Origin of the sequence: Parvibaculum sp., from assembly GCF_035511255.1 — a bacterium.
Lineage (GTDB): Bacteria > Pseudomonadota > Alphaproteobacteria > Parvibaculales > Parvibaculaceae > Parvibaculum.
In genome coordinates, this window is record NZ_DATKFR010000050.1 from 1 (window position 1) to 14,204 (window position 14,204).

A 14,204-nucleotide genomic window follows, 5' to 3' on the forward strand; every position below is an offset into this window, starting at 1 on the left:
CGCAGGCGCATCAGGCATTCGTTGCGATTGCGGCCATGGACGATCAGCTTGCCGATGAGGCTGTCGTAATAGGGCGGAATGCGATAGCCGGAATAGGCCGCCGAGTCGACGCGCACACCGAGACCGCCGGGCGTATGGAAGCCCTTGATCGTGCCGGGCGAGGGCGTGAAGGTCCTCGCATCCTCGGCGTTGATGCGGCATTCGATGGCGTGCCCGGAGAACGTCACGTCGTCCTGGGTGAAGCTCATTTCGAGACCGGCAGCGATGCGAATCTGTTCGCGCACGATGTCGATGCCGGTAACGGCTTCGGTGATCGGATGTTCGACCTGAAGGCGCGTGTTCATTTCGATGAAATAGAACTCGCCGTTCTCATAGAGAAATTCGATCGTGCCGACGCCGAGATAGCCGAGTTTGCCGATGGCGTTGCGGACAATGTCGCCAATCTTCTGGCGCTGTTCGGCGTTGAGAGCGGGGGAGGGACATTCCTCCAGCACCTTCTGGTGGCGGCGTTGCAGCGAGCAGTCGCGCTCGCCCAGATGGGCGACGTTGCCATGCGCATCGGCGATGATCTGCATCTCGATGTGGCGCGGCTGGCCGAGGTATTTTTCCATGTACAGCGCGTCGTCGCCGAAAGCGGCTTTCGCCTCGGCGCGCGCGGTGGAGAGTGCGCCCGAAAGCTCGTCGCGCGAGCGGGCGACCTTCATGCCGCGCCCGCCGCCGCCGGCGGCCGCCTTCACGAGCACGGGATAGCCCGTTTCGTCGGCGACCTTGTAGGCCTGCTCGTCGGAGGTGATGGCGCCGTCGGAACCCGGAACGCAGGGAATGCCGAGCGACTTCGCCGTGACCTTCGCCTGAATTTTGTCGCCCATCAGGCGGATGTGATCGCCGCTCGGACCGATGAAGGTGATGCCATGGGCAGCGAGAATGTCGGCGAAGCGGGCGTTCTCGGAGAGAAAGCCGTAACCCGGATGGACCGCGTCGGCGCCGGTGATCTCGCAGGCCGAAATGATCGCAGGGATATTCAGATAGCTCTCGCTCGCCGGCGCCGGGCCGATGCAGACGCTTTCATTGGCGAGACGCACATGCATGGCGTCGGCATCGGCGGTCGAGTGGACGGCGACCGTTCTGATGCCCATTTCGCGGCAGGCACGATGGATGCGGAGCGCGATCTCGCCGCGGTTCGCGATGAGGACTTTTTCGAACACGTCCGGCCTATTCGATGATGACGAGCGGCTCGCCGAACTCGACCGGCTGGCCATCGTCGACGAGAATCTTGGTCACCGTTCCCGCGCGCTGCGCCGGAATGTGGTTCATGGTCTTCATTGCCTCGATGATGAGGACGGTCTGTCCGGCGCTGACCTTCGAGCCGACGGTGACGAAGGGAGCCGCGCCCGGCTCGGCGGCGAGATAGGCCGTGCCGACCATGGGCGAGGTCAGGGCGCCCGGATGCGAGGCATCGGTGGGCGCCGCTACCGGAGCGGCAGCGGGTGCCGCCGCAACGGCGACCGGCGCGGCGACGGGAACCGTCACCTGGTTCACCTGCCGGGCGACACGCAGCTTCAACGAGCCGGTCTCGATTTCGATTTCGCTGAGGTCGGTCTCCTTCAGGAGAGCGGCCAACTGCCGGATCAATTCCTGATCGACGCCTGCTTTGCTCATCTCGCTTGCGTTACTTTCTTGTGCTTTGGCTGGTGCTTTGGGTGCCGGCTGGCGTGGTGTGGCCAATGTCGGAATCCTATTTTGAAATGTCGGCGAGGATCGCCTCGAGGGCAAGCTCATATCCCTTCACACCGAGGCCGCAGATGAGGCCCTTCGCGACGGAGGAGATCACGGAGTGATGCCGGAAGCTTTCGCGCTTGTAGATATTCGAGATGTGAACCTCGACGACGGGGATATCGAGCATCGCCAGCGCATCGTGGATCGCGATCGAGGTATGCGAATAGGCGCCGGCGTTGATGACGACGCCGGCCGCCATCGTCCGCGCTTCCTGAATCCAGGTGACGAGTTCGCCTTCGTGATTGCTCTGGAGGCAGAGGACGGAGGCACCGAGCGCCCTGGCGCGGGCGGCGACGAGCTTCTCTATGTCGGCGAGGGACGCGCGGCCGTAAATCTCCGGCTCCCGCTGTCCCAGCAGGTTGAGATTGGGGCCGTTCAGCACATAGATCGGCTTGGCGGCGGATTTTGTAGCCCGTTTGGCCATCTGTCGTCCCGGGTCCCGGCGTTCTGGATCATGTGTGGCGGGATTATGTGTGGGAAAAGGGCGGGATTGTGTCCGGCATACCGTCCCCCGCGCCCCGATCCCCGATTCGAGGCGGTCCAGTTATACGCAAGTCCCTCAAGGGACGAAAGGCTTTAACCCTATTCGCGGCGCGCTTGAATTGGGCGAACCCCTCACCCATTATCCGGCCAGACGAGGGGCGCCAGACGAGGCCGGGATGCCCCTGCGGCACCCCAAACACCCTCGGACCTGACGAGCCCGGTATGCAGTTGACCGTCAATGGCGATATACACGAGATCGACGCGCCCCTGACGGTGCTGGCGCTGATCGAGCGGTTCGGCCTCGATCCGCGCAAGGTCGCTATCGAGCGCAACCTCGAAATCGTGCCGCGCTCGGTCTATGGGGAAACACAGCTCGGACAGGGCGACCGGCTGGAGATCGTTCATTTTGTCGGCGGTGGCTAAGGCCCGCGCGAAGGAGAAGTCAGTGGCGGAAACGGCGAAGATCGGCACGGTGCCGACACAAGGCGCGGGCGAGGACAGTTTCACCATCGCCGGACGCGTCTATCGCTCTCGGCTGATCGTGGGCACGGGCAAATACAAGGACCTCGCCCAGAACGCCGCTGCCGTTGACGCGGCGGGCGCCGAAATCGTCACCGTCGCGGTGCGCCGGGTCAATGTGACGAACCCGAAAGAGCCGATGCTGGTCGATTACATCGATCCGAAGAAGGTGATGTATCTGCCGAACACGGCAGGCTGCTACACGGCCGAGGACGCGGTGCGCACGCTCCGGCTCGCGCGCGAGGCGGGCGGCTGGAACCTCGTGAAGCTCGAGGTACTGGGCGATCAGAAGACGCTTTATCCCGACATGATCGAGACGCTGCGTGCCGCCGAGGCGCTGCTCAAGGACGGTTTCGAGGTGATGGTCTACTGCACCGACGATCCGCTCATGGCGAAGAGGCTCGAGGAGCTCGGCTGCTGCGCGATCATGCCGCTGGCGGCGCCTATCGGTTCAGGCCTCGGCATCCAGAACCCGATCAATATCCGGCTCATCATCGAACAATCGAAGGTGCCGGTGCTGGTCGACGCGGGCGTCGGTACGGCGTCGGATGCCGCCATTGCGATGGAGCTCGGCTGTGACGGCGTGTTGATGAACACCGCAATCGCCGAAGCGAAAGACCCGATCCGCATGGCGAAGGCGATGAAGCTCGCCGTCGAGGCTGGACGTCTCGCCTATCTCGCGGGACGGATGACGAAAAGGAAGTATGCGGATCCTTCGTCGCCGTTGGCGGGGCTTATCTAGATCAGCAGTTCGCGCCGCAGGTTTCGCGCGCCTCCTTGACGACCGCGGCGAACTCGTCCTTTTCGAGCGCGCCCGGAATGAGCTTGCCGCCGACGATGAATCCGGGCGTGCCCTTGACGCCGAGCGCGTCGGCGAGTTCGTAATTCCGCTTGAGGATCGCCCCGATTTTCGGATCAGCCATGTCGCGCTTCAGCAGCGCCGTGTCGAGGCCGACGGACGAAGCGACCCGCATGATCTCGTCGTCGGTGAGCGCACCCTTGTGGTGAAAGAGCGCCTTGTGGAATTCGAGATATTTGCCCTGCCGCATCGAAGCGATGGCGGCGCGGGAAGCGGTGGCGGATTCCGGACTGAGGATCGGAAATTCCTTCAGAATGAGCCGGATGTTGCCGTCATTCTTCACCGTGTCCATCAGCGGCTCGAAGCTGTGCTTGCAATAGCCGCATTGGTAATCGAAGAATTCGACGATGGTGACGTCGCCCTTGGGGTTGCCCGCGACGAAGCTGTCGGCATCGTCGTAGATTGCGGCGCGATTTGCGGCGATCGCCTTGTCCTGGCGCAGCTTGTCCGCGGACGCCTGCTTCTTGTCGAGTTCCTGCATGGCCTCGACGATGACCTCGGGGTGCTTCAGGAGATATTCGCGGACGATCGTCTCGATCCGGCGCTCCTCGCTGTCGCTGAAGCCGGACTGCGCGGTGGGCGTACCGGCTGTCGCGGAGTGAAGCGCCGGGAAGGTGAGCGCACCCGACAACAGAACGAGGGCCATGAAACCGGAACGACGCATACTCAACCCTCTTCCTGCATGATGTCCTGAGCCCGCAACCATTCAGGCGAGCCCTGCTTCAGATGTTTCTGTGCGACGCCTGCGTGTCCGCGCGCATCGCGCATGTTGCCGATCGACTCGTAATATTCGGCGGTCGAGAGTTCCGCCATGCCGATATTGTTCATCCGGCCGTAGGCGATCGCGAGCTGGAAGAAGGTCGTCGGATTTTCCGGGTCACGCTTGACCGAGCTCTGGAGATAGCCGAGGGCTTCCCTGGTGATCTGAGCCTCTGTGGGTGCGATTTCGAGTTGCGCGGTTGCGGTCCGTGTTTGCGGCGTCTTCGGCGCGGCGGAGACAGTCGATGGCGCGCTTTTAATCGCAAGGCCCTGCTTGCCGATGTCGGAGGGATCGACCGCGAGCAGCGCCTGAGCGAGTTCGAGTTCGAGTTGCGGTTCGTCGGACTTCAGCGACAGAGCCTTGCGATAGGGTGCGATGGAATCGACGACGCGGCCGGCCTCGAAAAAGACCTGACCCTTGAGCTCCCAGAGGTAGGGATTGTTGCCATCCTTCTGAAGCAGCAGGTCGATCTCCGACTGCGATTTGTCGATGTCGCCATTCTTGTGAAAGGCGATGGCGCGGGCATAACGCGCATAGTCGCTCTGGTCCGACTGCGGATAGCGGCGGAAGGTCACGTCGGGATCGTCGACGAAGCCGTTCAGCTTGGCCTGGATCATCTTCAACTCGTGAACGCGCTGCGGCGAGTCCTCCTTGTTGTAGAAGGGAGAAGCCTCGACGCGCTCCTCCAGAGCCGAGAGACGGTCCTCGGAAATCGGATGGCTGCGGATGAAGGGATCCTGCTGCGTACTCGAAAGGGCTTCCTGATCGCGAAATTTCGCGAAAAGGTCGAGCATGCCCTTGCCCGAAAGGCCGGCTTTCTGAAGGTAGCTTGCGCCCGCCTGATCGGCGCTGGCTTCCTGTTGACGGCTATAAGCAAGGATCGACCGCTGGGCCACCGTGGCGCCGCCTGCGATGACCGCCATGCCCGCGTCGCCCGCGCCGGCCGCCATGGCGCCGACGCCGAGGATCATCGAGGCGATCATCGGCATGCTCATCTTGCTCATGGCCTCCTGACCGCGGATCAGATGGCCGCCGGCCATATGGCCCGTCTCGTGTGCAATAACGCCGCTCAGCTCAAGGGGCGTGTCGACCTGCGTGATAAGGCCGGTGTTGAGGAAGAGCCGCTGGCCGACCGCTACGAATGCGTTGATGCTCGGATCCTGCACGAGGTAGACACGGACCGAAGAGGGCGCGAGACCGGCCGCGCGCCAGATCGGCGTCGCATATTCGCGCACCATGTTTTCCGTCTCGGCGTCCCGGACAAGCGAAATACCGTCGGCCCAGGCGGCCGTTATTCCCGAGAAGGCGAGCAGCGCCGACAGGCAGGCCGTGCCGGCCGCTTTAGTCGCGTATCTGATCAACATCCGTGGAGTTTCCATCAACTGAGCCGTCTCGAAGATAAGCCGAAATTCATTCCCGGGCGATGCGCATGTCCGGCCATGAGCTTCGGGTGTCCCCCTTTTAAGGTTTCGCCATACAAATCCCGTTGAAACCCCCTGGCCGGGCGACTAAACGGTAGGGGTGAGTATCAAGGCCCGTCAATCGAGCACCGGACTATCTTCTTTAAACGCATCTGTTATGCCGGTTCCCGCGCTTTCGACAGCAAGAAAAGCCGGGAATAAGGCCAAATTGTGAACAGGCCGGAAGCGGCCAAACGGGGAGACAAGCGTGCGCCAGAACTGGTTGAGCAGGACGCCGTCCAACGGACGCCGATCGAAGATGGGCCGGACGCTTCCATTTCTCGGACAAGCGGTGCTGGCCGGCTCACTGATAACCGGCTCATTGGCCGGCTGTTCGATGATGCCGGGCATGGGACGTTCGGACGCACCTCTCGGCGCGACGGTCACCAACGGCGGCGTCGAGCGGAAATCCGAGCGCGACGACATTGCCGGCAAGAAGATGGCGCTCGATACCTCCGATTCTTCCTTCGCCGGCGCCATCGTCGCCGACGAGCCGACGGCGGCACTCGCGGCGCGTAACATTCTGGAAGGGGGCGGCAACGCCGCCGACGCGGCGACGGCGCTCTATTTCGCGCTCTCCGTGACCTATCCGGCGGCGGCGGGGCTCGGCGGCGGCGGCGTCTGTCTTGCGCGGGCAGGCGACAAATCCACGGTCGAAAGCATCTCCTTCCTGGCGCGCCGTCCCGTCGAGGGCGGCCCCTTCGCCGTTCCTGGCAATGTGCGCGGCTTCGCGCTTTTGCAGGCTAAATATGGCTCGAGGTCCTGGGCGGAACTTCTGTCGCCGGCCGAACGCCTTGCGGCTGTTGGCTTTCCGGTGTCGCGCGCGACGGGTCGGCAGCTTGCCGATGGCGGGCTCGCGCTCGTGAATTCACCCGATCTGCAGAAACTCTTCACGGCCGAAGGTGCGCGGGCCTATCGCGAACTCGACAACTTCTCGCAAGTCAGCCTTGCAACGACACTTGCCCATATCCGCAGCCGCGGCGTCAGCGGTTTCTATTCCGGCGAAACGGCGCGACTGCTGATTACCGAGGCGCGCTCCAAGGGGGGCGCTTTGTCGGAAGCCGATCTCGGCAACTACCGTCCCGACATTGCGCCGGCGCAGCAGATTGCTTCGGGCAACGCCTTCGTTGCCCTGCCGGCACGCAATCTCGGCGCGGGCGCTTTCGCCGGCGCACTCTGGAGCGGTATTCAGGGCAGTTCCGGCGACGCGCTGACGGACGCCGCCGATAAGACGGCCCGCTCGCTGGGCGCCTCGACGGTGGCGCTCGACGAGGATTTTGGGACGACCGCCTTCGCGGTCGTCGACGGCAAGGGCGGCGCTGTTGCCTGCGCGGTGACGATGAACGGTGCGTTCGGCTCCGGCCGCGCGGCGGAGGGTACGGGTGTCGTCTTCGCCTCGTCGCCGCAGTCGCCAAAGGGACTCGCCTCGGCTTTTCTCGCGCCGGTCATGATCGTCAATCCGAACTCGAAGAATCTCTACTTCGCGGGTGCGGGTGGCGGTGCGCCGAAGGGCGCCGCGTCGATCGAGCATGCGGCGCAGGCGATGCTTGCCAATGGCGATGCCGGACTATCGGCGTTGCAGTCGACACCGGCCGATGCGCGTTCGCCAGCTGCAGCCATTGTCTGTCCGTCAGGTCTTCCCGCTGGCGCATGCTCGCTCGGCATCAGCCCGAGGAGCGACGGCGTGGGCTTCGGCGCCGTCGGATCGGGCTCCTGATCGGTCCTCATGGCTGACGGGCCGGCAATTTCGAGACGTAGCGGCGTCGCGCCCTTCATTGCGATGGACGTGATGCGGGACGCCACCGCGCTGGAAAGCGCGGGCGGCAGGCGTGTCATGCACCTCGAAGTCGGGCAACCTTCGACACAGGCGCCGCGTCTGGTGCGCGAGGCCGCCGCGAGGGCGCTCGATGCAGACCGTCTCGGCTATACGGACGCGCTCGGTCTTCTCTCGCTGCGACAACGCATTGCACGGCACTATGGCGAACGGCACGATCTCGACATAGCGCCGGAACGGGTGGCGGTGACGGCTGGATCGTCGGGCGGTTTCATCCTCGCCTTTCTCGCATGCTTCGATGCCGGCGCGCGCGTGGCAATCGCGGAACCGGGCTATCCAGCCTATCGGAACATTCTGATGGCGTTGGGTCTCACGCCTGTCGGCATTCCGGTCGGGCCGGAGACGCGTTGGTCGTTGACGCCGGAATTGATCGACGAGGCCGAAAGCCGGCTCGGACGCATTGCCGGTGTGCTGGAAGCGAGTCCGGCCAATCCGACCGGCACGATGTTGACGCCGGCCGCGCTCGCCGCGCTGGCGACGTCATGTCAGGCGCAGGGGCGCTGGTTCGTCTCCGACGAGATTTATCATGGCATCGTTTTCGGCGCGGAGACGGCGACGGCGCTGACGTCGTCTTCGGAGACGATCGTCGTCAACAGCTTCTCGAAATATTACTGCATGACCGGTTGGCGGCTCGGCTGGCTCGTCGTGCCGGAACGGCTCGTGCGTCCGCTGGAGCGCCTGGCGCAGAACCTCTTCATCGCGCCGTCGTCGGTGGCGCAGGCGGCGGGCACCGCGGCCTTCGACGCGACGGAAGAACTCGACGCCAATGTCGCGCGCTATGCGGCGAACAGAAGGCTTCTGCTCGATGAATTGCCGAAAGCCGGTTTCGACAGTTTCGCGCCGGCTGATGGCGCCTTCTATCTCTATGCGGATGTCCGCAAGCTGACGAATGACAGCGCGGAGTTCTGTCATCGCATGCTGCACGAGGCGGGTGTTGCCGCGACACCCGGTCTCGATTTCGATCCGGAGCGCGGGCGGCATACCATCCGCCTGTCTTTCGCCGGAGCGACGGCGGACATGAAAGAGGCTGTTGTCCGGTTGAAAGACTGGTTGGGGTAGGGCAAGCGGCGTTTCGATATTCGCGAGGAGCATCGAAAATAAAAAGGGCGCGATCCGAAGATCGCGCCCTGGTCGTTTTCAACAGCCGAAAATCAGCCGGAACGGCGCTGCCACCAGCCGCGGCGGGCAGGACCTTCCGGCTTCGCCGGCTGCGGGGCTTCCGTTTGTGTCACGGGCTCAGGTTCGGGCGCCGGAGCCGGTGTTTCCATGGCGGCCTGCGTCCCGACGAGGGATTCGTCTTCCTCGTCGGTCACCGGCGCGGCGTCTACGGCATGCGCGATCTCGGCGGGCGTTTCTACAATCGAGGCGGCTTCGGCCATCAGGAGCTCGTCGGTATCGGTCCGAGCTTCGGTTTCCTCGGCGACGACATGCTCCGCTTCGTCGCGAACGATTTCGTCGCGCGAATAGGAAAGCAGGATCGGCGCTTCGGATTCCACATGGGCTTCGCCGATGACGGGCTGTGTTCCGCCTTCGGAACCGGCTTCGCTGCCGCCTTCCTCGCGACCGCGATTGCGGCGACCGCCACGGCGGCCACGGCGTCGACGCTTGCGCGGGCGGTCCTGACCGTCTCCGGCTTCGGAGGCTGCGCCTTCGGCACCTTCCTCGCCGTCATCCTCGTCATCGCCTTCGTCGCCATCCTGCGTTTCGGCGGACTCAATACGGGCTTCGCCCGGGGTGCTCTCGCTGCCGGCAACGGGCTCCTGTCCGTCCTCGCGACGACCGCCACGGCGCCTGCGGCGGCGACGCTTGCGGCGCGGTCCTTCTTCCTCGTCATCGCCACCACGGGCTTCGCGGATTTCGCGAGGTTGCGACGCCCCTTCGGCCTCGTCTTCCTCGTCCTCTTCGATGTCCGCTTCTTCGACGACGGGCTCCGGCTCGTCGGTGTAGGCCGTCTCGATGTTGATGGCGCCGAGAGCCGGACGGGTCCGCGTCAGCGCGCGGGCTTCCGCCGTCTCGACGCGATGCTCCGAGCCCTTCAGCGTCGGATCGGCCTCGACATAGACCGAGGTGCCGTAACGTTCCTCGACGTCGAGAAGGCTCGCGCGCTTCTGGTTGAGGATATAGACCGCGACTTCAACCGGCACCTTGACCGTGAAGGCGGCGCCACGACCCTTGGCCGCTTCGGCCTCGACGCCGCGCAGCACATGCAGCGCCATCGATTCAACGGAGCGAACGAGGCCGGTGCCGAGGCAATGCTGGCACTGGACGGTCGAACCTTCGAGCACGCCGGAGCGCATGCGCTGGCGCGACATCTCCATCAAGCCGAAATGGCTGATACGGCCGACCTGGATGCGGGCGCGATCGAATTTCAGGCAATCTTTCAGCTTGCGCTCGACCGCACGATTGTTGCGGTTCTCGTCCATGTCGATGAAGTCGATGACGACGAGGCCGGCAAGGTCGCGCAGACGCATCTGGCGGGCGATTTCTTCCGCCGCTTCGAGGTTTGTGCGAAGCGCCGTCTGCTCGATGTTGCGCTCTTTCGTCGAGCGGCCCGAGTTGACGTCGACCGAGACGAGGGCTTCCGTCGGATTGATGACGATGTAGCCACCCGACTTTAATGTGACGGTCGGATTGAACATCGAGTCGAGCTGCTGCTCGACGCCGAACTTCTGGAAGAGCGGCAGCTTGTCCTTGTATTGCTGAACATTCTTCGCATGGCTCGGCATGAGCATGCGCATGAAGTTCTTGGCTTCCTTGTAGCCTTCGTCGCCCTCGACGAAGACGGTATCGATGTCCTTGTCGTAGAGGTCGCGGATCGACCGCTTGATCAGGCTGCCTTCCTCGTAGACGAGGGCGGGCGCCGTCGATTTCAGCGTCAGCTCGCGCACGCTTTCCCACATGCGCAGCAGATATTCGTAGTCGCGCTTGATTTCGGCCTTGGTGCGCTTGGCGCCCGCCGTGCGGACGATGAGCCCCATGCCTTCCGGCACGTCGAGCGACTCGGCGATCGACTTCAGCTTCTTGCGGTCGGCGGCCTGCGTGATCTTGCGCGAAATGCCGCCGCCACGGGCCGTGTTGGGCATCAGCACGCAATAACGGCCGGCGAGCGAGAGGAACGTCGTGAGCGCGGCCCCCTTGTTGCCACGCTCTTCCTTGACGACCTGTACCAGCATGATCTGGCGACGCTTGACGACTTCCTGGATCTTGTAGTTGCGGAAGTTATGGCGCTGCTTGCGCGGCTGCGCCTCTTCGTGCGCCTCTTCGAGAACGTCGCCGGCGCCGACCGACTCGATCGTGTCGTCGGAGTGAACGGTTTCCGTCTCGCCGCGCGCGACTGGCATATCATCGGCATGCGCATGCTCTTCGTCATGCGCCGCCTCGGGCCTGGCTTCGCCATGGCCGTCGTCGGAGGCATGCGTCTCCGTATCGGAGCCAGTCTCCGGCGCGGCTTCGGCCGCCTCACCCGTTTGCGCCGGGGCGGCATCCGCCTCGTCGCGATCTTCTTCCTCGGCCTCGCGGCGCGCAGCGGCGGCCTGCTGCTTCAGCAGCGCTTCGCGGTCCGCGACCGGGATTTGGTAATAATCGGGATGAATTTCGCTGAAGGCGAGGAAGCCGTGGCGGTTGCCGCCATATTCAACGAAGGCCGCCTGCAGCGACGGCTCTACGCGCGTGATCTTCGCGAGATAGATATTTCCGCGAAGTTGCTTTCTTGCCTCGGACTCGAAATCGAACTCTTCAACCTTGTTGCCGGCCACGACCACGACCCGAGTTTCCTCGGGGTGGGTCGCGTCGATAAGCATCTTGTTGGCCATTGAGAATATCTCCGGGGCGCCAGCCGCCACGCAGGACAAGGCGCAAATTCATGCGGCCGAGCGGGCGCGGGCGGGCGCCGATTGTGTGAATCCGGCCGGCCGCTACCACATTGAAAATGGGCGCGGCGAGAGGGCCGGATCGGATCAGTGATGGGGAGGCGGCGAGCACGGACAGCGCAGACGGAGCCAGAGCCGAAAATTCGCGTGTCGAGCGAACCCTCGCGGCCTCTGCGTCCTTCATCTGCGTGATTGCGTCGTGCATCTCAACCTTCGGTGCCCCCGCGTTGCGCCGGGGGCGGGCGGAAATCGTCTTGACCGTCCCGATCCAAAGGAAACGAGCGGCGGGACGAGCGTCGAACTCGCTCGGGCGGTCTGGCGTCGTATTCAGCCAGGGAACCGAAAGAGGACGAACCTGAGAATGCCGCACCGCCTATCGCGGGGGCCGGGGTCCGCCTTAGTCTTCCGGCTCATCGGACCAGGGGAACCGGTAAAAAACATACCGGGTACCCGAAGGGAAAGCCAAACCGGCTAGCCTCTGTCTTGTACTTTGCGCGGTCCTGATTTGGCAAGCGATGGCTTGGCGGGAGGAGGCAGAGTAGGCCAGCGAGCCCATTAACCATGCTAGTCGTTGACAAATCATGAAGTTTTCCGACTGGCTAATGGTTTATAAACTATTCTCGCCAGAATAGATTAGGTCTGCCCGGCTGATTCATCGCCGGGCTCCGCGACCAGCAGAAGTGCCCGCGCGGAAAGGAAACCGCGTTCGGGCGGAATTCGGTGGGTTATGCAAAATAAAGGGCAGGAGGCCGTTTGCGGGCGGTCGGCGGGTAGTGGAATGCCGAGGGCGTTCGGCCTCGGGCTCGCCCTGATCTTGGCGCTCACCTGTGTGTGTGGAGGTTTAGGCACGACGCCTGCCAAGGCTGAAAAAGGAATTCTCGGCACGATCCCCCTCAGTTCGCCGCGTTCCGTACCTGTGCCACGTCCGGCAGAGGAGGAGACGGGATCGATCGACGAAGCCTCGCTTCCATCGTCAGTCTCGGCCTCGCCCGACAGCAGCGCCACACCACAGACGCCGACGACGGGCACGGTGCCGCCTGCGGCCGGATCGACCGGGGCGGTGGTGTCGAATATCCGTATCGGCGACCGCGGCGCGGAGACGCGTTTCGTGGTCGAACTCAGCGGATCGAGCGCGGTGAAGTATCACGTCTTCACGCTGGCCGATCCCTACCGGGTCGTCATCGACTTTCCCGATCTGCCGTCGATCCTGCCGGAGAATGCGGGCGAGAAGGGCCGCGGCGTCATCGCCGACTATCGCTACGGCGAATTCCAGGACAACACCTTCCGCGTGGTGATCGACACAACAGGCCCGGTCTCCGTCGCGCGCAATTTCATTCTCGAGCCGCAAGGCGGCTTCGGCCGGCGAGTGGTCATCGACCTCGCGGCCACGGACCGCGCGAGTTTCGTCAAATCGGTGGGGCTGCCTTATTCGGACAAGGCGGCGGTGGCTGCCGAAACCCCGAAGGCCGTCGCGCCGGCCGTCGTTCCGATCAGCCCGGCAGCCCGGCACGATCGCCGGCGTGTCGTCGTCATCGACCCAGGACATGGTGGGGTCGATCCGGGCACGCATGGCAAGAGCGGCGTTGTCGAGAAAGATGTCGTGCTTGCTTTCGGCAAGGAGCTTGCGAAGCGTCTGAAGGCCACCGGGCGATATGAAGTTCACATGACGCGCGACAAGGACATCTTCATTCCCTTGCGCGAGCGTGTGCAGATCGCGCGGCGCTACAAGGCCGATCTCTTCATTTCCGTCCATGCGGATTCGATCGCCAAGCCCGATGTGCGCGGTATGTCTGTCTACACCCTCTCCGAAACCGCGTCGGACAAGGAGGCAGCCGAACTCGCCCGGAAGGAAAACCTGTCCGATGCGATTGCCGGTATCGATTTCGAGGGCGAGTCGCCGGAAGTCACCGGCATTCTGATCGACCTCGCGCAACGCGAGACGAAGAATTATTCGGTGAGGTTCGCCAAATCGGTCGTCGATTATGCAGGGCAGGCGACGACGCTGCTCGAGCCCACGCATCGGTTTGCCGGCTTCGTCGTCCTGAAGGCACCGGATGTCCCCTCCGTTCTGGTTGAACTCGGTTTCCTTACCAACAGCACGGAGGAAAAGCGCCTGACTTCGTCGAAGTGGCGAACTACCGTAGCAAGTTCCTTCGTGCGGGCCGTGGACCGCTATTTCGGGGATCGGCTGGCCGAGGGCCCCAATTAGAGCTCTGCGGGCGGCGGATGGACTATCCGAAACGGGCCGTTAACCATACCCTTAATCATTGGCGGGTAGTTTCCCGGAATGAGACCATGCTAAATGTCGCGCAGGATCGGAACGTCGCCGCTAACTAGGCCGCGCCTGCGACACGCCAACGAGAAGGATGGGGCATTTGAGCCCGATGTTGAGAGTTCTCACGGTCATCTCCGCCGTCTTCCTGGTCGTCGTGGCGGGTGGGCTGCTCGCGGGCGGCTACATGCTCTGGCAGATGAACATCGAGCTTCCCGATTATTCGAAGCTCGCCAATTACGAGCCGCCGGTGATGACCCGCGTTCATGCGGGCGACGGCGAACTGATTGCCGAATATGCGCGCGAGCGGCGTCTCTACGTGCCGATCAACGCCATCCCGAAGCGGTTGATCCAGGCTTTCCTGGCGGCGGA

At 63.7% G+C, this 14,204-nt stretch carries 12 protein-coding genes and 1 pseudogene; 6 read left to right on the forward strand and 7 right to left on the reverse strand.

The genetic code is table 11. The features are described 5' to 3' along the window. The 3 genes from accC to aroQ all read right to left on the reverse strand — a co-directional run. Positions 1-1,205: acetyl-CoA carboxylase biotin carboxylase subunit (gene accC, locus VMR03_RS01645; protein WP_325401627.1), on the reverse strand; the 1,205-nt coding region annotated here is incomplete at its 3' end. A 7-nt stretch (positions 1,206-1,212) separates the two neighbouring features. Next, the gene (accB, locus tag VMR03_RS01650) at positions 1,213-1,659 is read right to left on the reverse strand and encodes an acetyl-CoA carboxylase biotin carboxyl carrier protein (protein WP_325401629.1); all 447 of its coding nucleotides are present in this window, start codon (positions 1,657-1,659) and stop codon (positions 1,213-1,215) included. A gap of 76 nt (positions 1,660-1,735) precedes the next feature. Further along, positions 1,736-2,200 carry a type II 3-dehydroquinate dehydratase gene (aroQ, locus tag VMR03_RS01655; protein WP_325401631.1) on the reverse strand — a complete coding sequence of 155 codons (465 nt, stop codon included), beginning with the start codon at positions 2,198-2,200 and terminating at the stop codon, positions 1,736-1,738. A 281-nt stretch (positions 2,201-2,481) separates the two neighbouring features. On the opposite strand from aroQ, the gene thiS reads away from it, so the two are divergent. Together thiS and VMR03_RS01665 are read left to right on the forward strand one after the other, a co-directional pair. After that, positions 2,482-2,682 carry a sulfur carrier protein ThiS gene (gene thiS, locus VMR03_RS01660; RefSeq protein ID WP_325401633.1) on the forward strand — a complete coding sequence of 67 codons (201 nt, stop codon included), beginning with the start codon at positions 2,482-2,484 and terminating at the stop codon, positions 2,680-2,682. A 40-nt stretch (positions 2,683-2,722) separates the two neighbouring features. After that, positions 2,723-3,520 carry a thiazole synthase gene (locus tag VMR03_RS01665; RefSeq protein ID WP_325401649.1) on the forward strand — a complete coding sequence of 266 codons (798 nt, stop codon included), beginning with the start codon at positions 2,723-2,725 and terminating at the stop codon, positions 3,518-3,520. 1 nt (position 3,521) lies between these two features. On the opposite strand, the gene VMR03_RS01670 is transcribed toward VMR03_RS01665, so the two are convergent. The 3 genes from VMR03_RS01670 to VMR03_RS01680 form a co-directional block, all read right to left on the reverse strand. Then, positions 3,522-4,301: a DsbA family protein gene (locus tag VMR03_RS01670; protein WP_325401635.1), complete on the reverse strand. Its 780-nt coding sequence runs from the start codon at positions 4,299-4,301 to the stop codon at positions 3,522-3,524. Between the two features lie 2 nt (positions 4,302-4,303). Further along, positions 4,304-5,761, reverse strand: a complete 1,458-nt coding sequence (locus tag VMR03_RS01675) for a M48 family metalloprotease (protein ID WP_325401637.1) — start codon at positions 5,759-5,761, stop codon at positions 4,304-4,306. A gap of 174 nt (positions 5,762-5,935) precedes the next feature. Further along, on the reverse strand, positions 5,936-6,208 hold the full coding sequence (locus VMR03_RS01680; protein WP_325401639.1) for a hypothetical protein: 273 nt from the start codon (positions 6,206-6,208) through the stop codon (positions 5,936-5,938). Here VMR03_RS01680 and VMR03_RS01685 point away from each other — a divergent pair. Further along, positions 6,207-7,574: a gamma-glutamyltransferase gene (locus VMR03_RS01685; RefSeq protein ID WP_325401641.1), complete on the forward strand. Its 1,368-nt coding sequence runs from the start codon at positions 6,207-6,209 to the stop codon at positions 7,572-7,574. The two genes, VMR03_RS01680 and VMR03_RS01685, sit on opposite strands and share 2 nt — an antisense overlap. 9 nt (positions 7,575-7,583) lie before the next feature. Continuing rightward, on the forward strand, positions 7,584-8,750 hold the full coding sequence (locus VMR03_RS01690) for a pyridoxal phosphate-dependent aminotransferase (protein WP_325401643.1): 1,167 nt from the start codon (positions 7,584-7,586) through the stop codon (positions 8,748-8,750). Positions 8,751-8,842: 92 nt separating this feature from the next. Here VMR03_RS01690 and VMR03_RS01695 read toward each other — a convergent pair whose 3' ends face one another. Then, positions 8,843-11,503, reverse strand: coding sequence for a ribonuclease E/G (locus VMR03_RS01695; RefSeq protein WP_325401645.1), 2,661 nt, complete (start codon positions 11,501-11,503; stop codon positions 8,843-8,845). Positions 11,504-12,338: 835 nt separating this feature from the next. Between VMR03_RS01695 and VMR03_RS01700 the strand changes: the two genes are divergently transcribed. Then, positions 12,339-13,769: an N-acetylmuramoyl-L-alanine amidase gene (locus VMR03_RS01700; protein WP_325401647.1), complete on the forward strand. Its 1,431-nt coding sequence runs from the start codon at positions 12,339-12,341 to the stop codon at positions 13,767-13,769. Positions 13,770-13,944: 175 nt separating this feature from the next. Continuing rightward, positions 13,945-14,204 (forward strand): annotated as a pseudogene (locus VMR03_RS01705) (penicillin-binding protein); the annotation flags it as partial.

What these genes read in the sequence shown, in the direction of transcription:
- thiS (WP_325401633.1), top strand. Translation starts at nt 2,482, where the DNA reads ATGCAGTTGACCGTCAATGGCGATATACACGAGATCGACGCGCCCCTG.
- VMR03_RS01670 (WP_325401635.1), bottom strand. Translation starts at nt 4,301, where the DNA reads ATGCGTCGTTCCGGTTTCATGGCCCTCGTTCTGTTGTCGGGTGCGCTC.
- aroQ (WP_325401631.1), bottom strand. Translation starts at nt 2,200, where the DNA reads ATGGCCAAACGGGCTACAAAATCCGCCGCCAAGCCGATCTATGTGCTG.
- accB (WP_325401629.1), bottom strand. Translation starts at nt 1,659, where the DNA reads ATGAGCAAAGCAGGCGTCGATCAGGAATTGATCCGGCAGTTGGCCGCT.
- VMR03_RS01690 (WP_325401643.1), top strand. Translation starts at nt 7,584, where the DNA reads ATGGCTGACGGGCCGGCAATTTCGAGACGTAGCGGCGTCGCGCCCTTC.
- VMR03_RS01695 (WP_325401645.1), bottom strand. Translation starts at nt 11,503, where the DNA reads ATGGCCAACAAGATGCTTATCGACGCGACCCACCCCGAGGAAACTCGG.
- VMR03_RS01675 (WP_325401637.1), bottom strand. Translation starts at nt 5,761, where the DNA reads ATGTTGATCAGATACGCGACTAAAGCGGCCGGCACGGCCTGCCTGTCG.
- VMR03_RS01680 (WP_325401639.1), bottom strand. Translation starts at nt 6,208, where the DNA reads ATGCCCGGCATCATCGAACAGCCGGCCAATGAGCCGGTTATCAGTGAG.
- VMR03_RS01685 (WP_325401641.1), top strand. Translation starts at nt 6,207, where the DNA reads ATGGGACGTTCGGACGCACCTCTCGGCGCGACGGTCACCAACGGCGGC.
- VMR03_RS01700 (WP_325401647.1), top strand. Translation starts at nt 12,339, where the DNA reads ATGCCGAGGGCGTTCGGCCTCGGGCTCGCCCTGATCTTGGCGCTCACC.